Source organism: Microcoleus sp. Pol12A5 (assembly GCF_036701435.1).
Taxonomy (GTDB): Bacteria; Cyanobacteriota; Cyanobacteriia; order Cyanobacteriales; family Microcoleaceae; genus Microcoleus.
The window spans coordinates 3,044-10,566 of record NZ_JAUBQU010000160.1 but is presented as its reverse complement, the minus strand read 5'-3'; the positions used below and the strand labels follow the sequence as shown (position 1 = coordinate 10,566).

Here is a 7,523-nt window from a genome sequence, read left to right as displayed (position 1 = left end):
AATTTCCGCTACGATCGAGAGTAGATAGGCTAGCACCAGATAAAATAAAGTAAAAATTCCATCCGCACTACCCGTTGAGATGGCTGCGAGCTCTCGGTTCAAAAGTCGAGATTTTGCTACCTTGGCATTTGCGGGGGGAAATGGCTACAGAAATTCAAAATACTTGGAATTTATACAAATAAAAAGACAGAAATCGACGACAGCCGATCGATCTATTGTGGAAAACTTGCCGATTTCTGTGGAAAACCCCCCTTTTCCTGTGGAAAACAGCAACTAAATTAAGTGCGATCGCTCTAACCCGATTGAGAGGATTTAAAAAATTGGAGGAATTGCCGTAAGTAAAAATACTTTCCCGATTCTTCAATTAATCCGTGTATCCGTGTCAAAATCACTGGTTGTGCCTTCATTTTTCAGAATCGTAGCTAATTTGGTCGGAATGGTAAGCTGGTGGCTCAACGTGAATTAAGATGCGTACAGGGCTGAAACGTTCTTCCAAACGGGCTTCTACTTCTTCTGTAATCCGGTGAGCTGTTTCTACATCGACAGCATCCACAATCATGTGCATATCAATAAATACTTGACGCCCTACAATGCCGCGGGAGGCGATCGAGTGACAGTTAACAACCCCCGGCACCTCCATTGCGATCGCGTGAATAACTTCCGGTGCGATCGCCATTTCATCCACCAACCAAGGCAGATTTTCCCTTAAAACCTTCCAACCGCTGTGAAATACCAAAACAGCCACAGGAAAAGACAAAAACACGTCCAGGAATTGCAGTTGAGGTATGTTTAAAACCTCTCCTTGCCAAACCCCGATCAACCCGCCGATGACCATAATTGTCACCCAAACATCGCTCATCGTGTGCTGAGCGTCAGCCACTAAAATCGCGCTACCGAGACGTTGGCCAACTCTGCGCTCGTAAAAAGTGACAAAAATATTAATCCCCAGTACGATCAACAAAATCCACAGTTCATTTTGGGATATTTTGACAACTGTGCCACCTTTGAGCAACCTTTCAACAGCACCGCTGAGAATTTCAAAACAGGCAATTCCCAGAAAAGCAGCAATTCCCAGAGCTCCGAGAGCATCAAATTTTTGGTGTCCGTAGGGATGATCGCGATCGGGCTGCGGATTGGCATAATGATTAGTTACCAATCCTAAAATATTATTAGCGCTGTCCGTGACACTGTGCAAAGCATCTGCCAGCAAACTGAGGGAACCAGTCACCCATCCCACGGCTGCTTTAATTGCCATCACCAGCAAATTGAGCAATAAGGTAATTATTAAAACCTTGCGGACTTCGGAACGGTTATCGGCAACCATAAAATCTCCTCGATCGGCCGTCAAGTTTTCTGGCTTCTAGTTTAAAGCTTATCAAGTCATAAAAAGTTAAAACTCTTGCGGAATCTAGCTTGCGACTAGATTTATATTCATTAATTTAGCCTAGCTTCTTGAGACAAGTTTTAATTAATACCAGTTTCGCAGTCCAATTGAGCTGGAATGTACTTCTTTTGGGTTACTATATTTTTTATCATTAACAATAGTATGTTAAATTTCATTGCCCATGTCTCTTTCTCCGCTGACACTGAATTTAGTCGAAGGTTCTGTCTCCTTTAGCTTTTCCCCGCAAGCCGCGCGGGATTTGCAAAGCGAAATTGCAGCTTTGATGGAAAGCTTGAAAGCTGTAGCAGCCAAAACCGCTGGCGCTAAAGCTTCTCCGCAAAAACCGATGGAATATCGGTATGCAGGAGATGTATTTTTGGAAGTTTTCTGCAACCCGAATATCTGGCCAACTCCTTTTGCTGCGAAAGTGCTGATTACGGTTAGGGACGATCGCGTGCGCGTCACCACCGAAGCCGAACTCAGCCGCCTGCGCGACGATCTCGCTCAGTATCTCGAACAAGTCGGTTGATAATCTCAACCTCGATCGTTTGTAGTTAATAGGTTGAATTTGAGTTCAGATACCATTCTCAAGAACAGGCTTTCCGGCCTGTTCCACAAACATTAAATTTTCTTGTGGGGATTAGGGGTTGGGCTTCTAGCCCGCCCGTGAAAGGATTAGTGACAAAGGATAGCTATCTGCAGGCGATGCCGACCATTCCCACATTGAACCAGCATAATTCTTAGCATTAAATCCCACATTTGTCAAGACACAAGTCAACCATGCAGAACGAATTCCCCCGGAGCAATAACTCACAATTTGAGTTGACTGTGAAACTCCTTTTTGCTGCAAAATAGCGACAATTTCCCCGCGCTCCAGCAGTTGTCCCTGTTTGTCCATTAACCGTTTGTAATATAGGTGAACCGCATCGGGAATGTGGCCGCCCCGCTGTTCTCCGTAAGGCGTTTTACCTGCATATTCTCGCGGCTCTCTGGCATCAATAATGACTAAATTTTCATCTCCTAAAATAGCTTTCAATTCATCCCGCTGAATTTCCCAATTCGAGCGGCGAGATATTACAAAATCTCCTGTTTGGGGTGGATTGTTTGCAGCTTTTACTCGATTAATCCCAGCTTTGATTAAAGCCCGATATCCTCCATCGACAAAAACGGCTTTTTCGTGTCCCAAAGTCCGCAACATCCAAACAATTCGCCCATCTTCGCCCCACCCTTTAATCTGATCGGCAACAACTATAACAGGTTTGTCTTGACAAATGCCAATTGCTTGCAGTTTTTGAGTTAAAACTGTGTTATTTTAGAGAATTTTTCCCTTTTGGGGAAAGTGCGATTGAGAAAATTCCTGCCAAGTTACGGGAATAGCAGGTGGGAGATGGCAAAACCACTTTAAAACAGGTTGACGAGCATCGAGCAGAGTAGCGCCCCCTGACAGTAATTGCTTAGCTAAATCGGCGCTTACTATCCAATTATCTGCCAAATTATACAGTAAATTCGACATAATTTATGGAGCAATTTTTGCTGTACCAGCAGCGCATTCTAAAACCCCTTTGGTATTAGTTGGATTAGCGGGTTTAGTCTTGCCAGGAGCAGCATTTATACACAAAATGGTTTGGGTCTTGTTTCCCACCAAAAAGACTCCCCCCACAAAACTTTTGAAATTAGCTTGCTTCGATACTCCGTAGTTAAATACAGCACCTTTTTTCACCATGCCGATCGAGTAGCTGTAATTGGCTGCGTCAGGTTTAACTTGGAGACCGAGATAAACCAATAGATTGGAAACAGAACTTGTAAAGCCTGCTTTTTCAGCATAGTAAACTTGCTGGGCTTTATTCATCGAACCCACAAAATTTTTCGCTTGTGATTCCTTAGCTTTAAGCGTTCGTGACACTTGTGCTTCCGAGACGGGACTGAAAATAACTGGCAGAGTTAGAGCTGCGATCGCAACTTTGATCTGCCAGTTGCTGCTATAAATCCTGTTTAATTTCACAGACACCCGGTGGAATGAGCGGTTGAGAAACATATATTAAACTAATTGTTTTGCATGAAACTGTTTCAACGCCCCAGGAGCAACCGTGCCGTGTTCTGTGATTATTCCCGATATTAATTCCGCCGGAGTTACGTCAAAAGCGGGATTGTAAAATTCGACTCCCAGAGGACAAATTCGCGTAGTTCCAACTTGATACATTTCAACTGGATCGCGTTCTTCAATGGGAATTTTGCTGCCATCGGAAAGTTCAAAATCAATGGTTGACAGAGGAGCGGCAACAAAAAACGGGACGTTGTGAGCTTTGGCAACAATTGCTAAACTGTAAGTGCCAATTTTATTGGCAGCGTCGCCGTTAGCAGCGATTCTGTCTGCACCGACAACTACTGCGTGAATCATGCCGAGTTTCATGCAGTGAGCTGCCATATTGTCTGCTATTAAAGTGACGGGAATTCCTTCTTGCACGCATTCCCAAGTTGTCAGTTTGGCACCTTGGAGACGGGGCCGAGTTTCGTCTGCAAAAACTCTTCCGAGTCTTCCTTCTCGCCAAGCAGAACGAAATACACCTAAAGCAGTACCGTAGCCTGCTGTTGCTAATGCACCTGCATTGCAGTGAGTTAGTAAGTTCAATTTTTCAGGTGTAGCGGGCAGAACTTCTAAACCTTTGTCGCCGATATCTTTACAAGTTTGCAAGTCTTCTGCTTGAATGGTTTTGGCCATTTCTAACAAAGTTTTTTGCACTTGTTCGACAGAACCGCTAGTTCTCTCGGCAGTTTTGAGCATTCGCGATATTGCCCAAAACAAATTAACCGCAGTGGGACGAGTCGATCGCAATAACTCGCCAACTTGTTCTAACTTAGTAAAAAACTCGGTACGATCGCCCGTGTCGATTTCTCGCGCCCCCAAATACATCCCGTAGGCTGCTGCTACCCCGATCGCCGGAGCACCTCGGACTATCATAGTTTTAATCGCCTCAGCCATATCTTCGTAGCGACTAATTTCCACTACACCGTATTCTTTCGGGAGTCGGTTTTGGTCAATTAGCAGAACTCGGTCTTCTTTCCAAGTGACGGGCGAAACAGGGGAGTTTTGAGGGGTCATCGATTTCAATGATGTGAGGGACAAGTTTCTATGATGCCATGAAGGCGACTATTCCTCTATGTTATGAGGGACACGCTGAATTTGCCAAAATCCCAGCCCTGCGGTTTTAGCTTCGAGACAGGAGATTTGAGATTGAATAATTGCTGCATACCCACCACTCTCTGGGTTTGGAACTTATACAGAGTTGGATTCTTTTTCACCAAAGTGTACTTAGTAAAAAACCGAACATTAAGTTGTGTAAATTATACTTACGTTTTTTGAAAAATTTCCGTAATCGGGAACAAGCTAGCTTTACCTGGGGTCTGCTTTTTTTAAGTTGAGAATGAAAAAGTGCGATCGAGCAACTTTCCAGAGCCAACAGATTTACAAGAATCACAAAAATAGATAATCGTAAAGCTTTGTCTGTACAACTTGTACTGACTTAAAGGCAGGTTTTGTGCTAGCCGTATTTCTGGTGCATTGAAGTAGGGACTATCATCGCACGGAAACAACATTTTGAAAACCTAATTAGGTGCATGGGGGAACAGTAATTATGAAAAACCTACAAATAGTCTTCGTAGATTCAGCAGTTGAAGATTGGCAAAGTCTGGCCGCAGGAGTTAAAACGGGTAGAGAGGTAATTTTAGTCGATCGCACGCGGGACGGCATCGAACAAATTTCCGAAGCATTGCAGAGCCGCAAAGGTATAGAAAGCGTTCACATTATTTCTCACGGGGATTCGGGAAGTTTGCAGCTAGGGCCAACTAGCCTGACTTCTGACAATTTAGAAACATATCGCGGCTGTTTGAAACGGTGGTTTTCGTCATCTGTCAACTCACTTCAAAATCGATTTGAAATTCTGCTTTACGGTTGCAACGTAGCAGCAGGTAAAAAAGGAGAAGCTTTTATACAAAAGCTGAGCAAGTTAACAAAAGCTAATATTGCTGCTTCTGCAGATATTACTGGCAGTGCCCAAAAAGGCGGAAACTGGGTACTTGAATACGCTACTGGAGCGATTAAAACAGGATTGGCGATCGAGCCGGAGGTAATGGCAAATTACGCGCATACCTTGGCGACGTTTACTGTTTTTAATACCAACGATGCTGGGCCGGGTTCGCTGCGACAAGCGATTACGGATGCGAATGCAGCGGCCGCACCGCCGCACAATATTAACTTTGCCATTCCGGGTGCAGGCGTGCAGACGATCACGCCCCTCTCGCTCTTGCCAAATATTAACGTTCCCACCATCATCGACGGCACTAGCCAACCGGGGTTCGCCGGCACCCCGCTCATCGAAATCAATGGAGCCAATACAGTTGGTGTCAGCGGTTTTCGCGTTTTGGGTGGTGGCAGCACCTTGCGCGGATTGATCGTTAACCGCTTCGGCAACACTGGCATTTCCCTTGAAAGCAACGGCAACATCGTAGCGGGAAACTACATCGGCATCAACAGCGCCGGCTCTGCAGCCTCGCCCAACGCCTTATTTGGCGTGGCGGTTCAGAATGGTGGTAGCAATAATATTATTGGGGGGATTGCAGCGACGGATCGCAACGTCATTTCTGGGAATACAGCCGACGGTATCATCATCGTCGGCGGTACAGGAGGCAACCAAGTGCTGGGCAACTACGTCGGCATCAACGCTGCTGGAACCGCCGCCTTGCCCAATGCCAGCGGCGTTACCGTTGTCGGCGTACCGAACAACACTGTTAGCGGAAATGTCATTTCCGGCAACACCAATAGCGGTACGGTGATTCTCAATCCAGGTGCCACGAACAACATTCTGACAGGCAACTTCATCGGCACTAATTTTGACGGCACCGCCCCTGTCCCTAACACTGCTTTCGGGGTAGCCATCCAGGGAGGTGCAACCAACAACATTGTTGGCGGGACAACCCCAGCCGCCCGCAACATTATTTCCGGCAATGGTAACGGTGTCGCCCTTGTTGACCCCACCACTGTCGGCAACTCGTTGTTCGGCAACTTCATAGGCGTCGGGGCCAACGGTACGACTCCGCTGCCCAATACTACGGGGATATTAATTAACCTCGCAAACAATAATGCGATCGGCGGTACAGCAGCAGGTCAAGGAAATACGATCGCCAGCAACCTCGGTTCAGGAGTAAACCTCCTCGCCGGTATCGGCAACCGCATCCAAAACAACTCGATCTTCGCCAACGCCGGCTTAGGCATCGACCTCGGCAACAACGGCCCCACCGCCAACGATGCAGGCGACGCCGACACCGGTGCTAACAACTTCCTAAACACCCCGGTACTCACTACCGCTACCGCCAGCGCGGGCAGCGTCACCGTCGCGGGAACTTACAACAGCATTCCCAGCGCCAATTTCACCCTCCAATTTTTCGCCAACAATCCCCCGGGAACCCAAGGTCAAACCTTAATTGCTTCTATCCCGGTAACTACAGACGCTGCAGGCAACGCTGCTTTCAATCAAACTTTCCCAGCAGCAGTCACCGCAGGCCAATTAATCACCGCGACAGCAACCGACGCCGCCGGCAACACTTCGGAATTTTCCGCACAGCCTGTTCCCGTTGTCGTACCGCTGAGTACCATCACCGGCATCAAATTTAACGACATTGACGGCAACGGCACTCAAGCTGCCGGAGAACTTGGCGTTCCCGGAGTTACAGTTTTCCTCGACACAAACGGTGACGGCATCCTCGGTACCGGAGAAACTTCCGCAACTACTGGGGCAAATGGCAGCTTTACTTTCCCCAACTTGCCCGCAGGCACTTACAATGTCCGGGAAGTTGTACCGGCTGGAAGCCAAACAACTACGGCTAACCCGGTTGCCGTCACACTGACAGCCGGTCAAACTATTCCTGCTACCGTTAATTTTGGCAACCAAGCCATACCAGTACCGCTGAGTACCATCACCGGCATCAAATTCAACGACACCGACGGCAACGGCACGCAAGCAGCCGGAGAACTTGGCGTCGCCGGAGTTACAGTTTTCCTCGACACCAACGGTGACGGCATCCTCGGTACCGGAGAAACTTCCGCAACTACTGGGGCAAATGGCAGCTTTACTTTCCCCAACTT

The 7,523-nt window shown here is 47.1% G+C and carries 7 protein-coding genes; 2 read left to right on the top strand and 5 right to left on the bottom strand.

Annotated features, from left to right (window positions below; all coding sequences use genetic code 11):
* Positions 1 to 403 precede the first annotated feature (403 nt).
* Positions 404 to 1,324 (bottom strand): cation diffusion facilitator family transporter, encoded by a 921-nt coding sequence (locus tag QUA45_RS25865; RefSeq protein ID WP_333222601.1) that lies wholly within the window; start codon positions 1,322 to 1,324, stop codon positions 404 to 406.
* 241 nt (positions 1,325 to 1,565) lie between these two features.
* Between QUA45_RS25865 and QUA45_RS25860 the strand changes: the two genes are divergently transcribed.
* Entirely contained in the window at positions 1,566 to 1,913 is a 348-nt protein-coding gene (locus tag QUA45_RS25860) for a hypothetical protein (protein WP_333098085.1), read from the top strand.
* 126 nt (positions 1,914 to 2,039) lie between these two features.
* On the opposite strand, the gene QUA45_RS25855 is transcribed toward QUA45_RS25860, so the two are convergent.
* From QUA45_RS25855 to mtnA, 4 genes are all read right to left on the bottom strand, one after another.
* Complete coding sequence (locus QUA45_RS25855; RefSeq protein WP_333222599.1) at positions 2,040 to 2,582, bottom strand: rhodanese-like domain-containing protein; 543 nt, start codon at positions 2,580 to 2,582, stop codon at positions 2,040 to 2,042.
* Between the two features lie 114 nt (positions 2,583 to 2,696).
* Positions 2,697 to 2,897 (bottom strand): hypothetical protein, encoded by a 201-nt coding sequence (locus QUA45_RS25850; protein WP_333222598.1) that lies wholly within the window; start codon positions 2,895 to 2,897, stop codon positions 2,697 to 2,699.
* Positions 2,898 to 2,900: 3 nt separating this feature from the next.
* A complete protein-coding gene (locus tag QUA45_RS25845) occupies positions 2,901 to 3,386 on the bottom strand; it encodes a type IV pilin-like G/H family protein (protein WP_333222596.1) in 486 nt (161 codons plus the stop codon).
* 36 nt (positions 3,387 to 3,422) lie between these two features.
* The gene (mtnA, locus tag QUA45_RS25840) at positions 3,423 to 4,484 is read right to left on the bottom strand and encodes an S-methyl-5-thioribose-1-phosphate isomerase (RefSeq protein WP_333098090.1); all 1,062 of its coding nucleotides are present in this window, start codon (positions 4,482 to 4,484) and stop codon (positions 3,423 to 3,425) included.
* A 532-nt stretch (positions 4,485 to 5,016) separates the two neighbouring features.
* Here mtnA and QUA45_RS25835 point away from each other — a divergent pair.
* The coding region (locus QUA45_RS25835) for a DUF4347 domain-containing protein (RefSeq protein WP_333222594.1) at positions 5,017 to 7,523 on the top strand (2,507 nt) is incomplete at its 3' end.

Excerpts from the sequence above, each read along its gene's own strand:
- QUA45_RS25865 (WP_333222601.1), bottom strand. The coding sequence starts at position 1,324 with ATGGTTGCCGATAACCGTTCCGAAGTCCGCAAGGTTTTAATAATTACC.
- QUA45_RS25860 (WP_333098085.1), top strand. The coding sequence starts at position 1,566 with ATGTCTCTTTCTCCGCTGACACTGAATTTAGTCGAAGGTTCTGTCTCC.
- QUA45_RS25855 (WP_333222599.1), bottom strand. The coding sequence starts at position 2,582 with ATGTTGCGGACTTTGGGACACGAAAAAGCCGTTTTTGTCGATGGAGGA.
- QUA45_RS25850 (WP_333222598.1), bottom strand. The coding sequence starts at position 2,897 with ATGTCGAATTTACTGTATAATTTGGCAGATAATTGGATAGTAAGCGCC.
- mtnA (WP_333098090.1), bottom strand. The coding sequence starts at position 4,484 with ATGACCCCTCAAAACTCCCCTGTTTCGCCCGTCACTTGGAAAGAAGAC.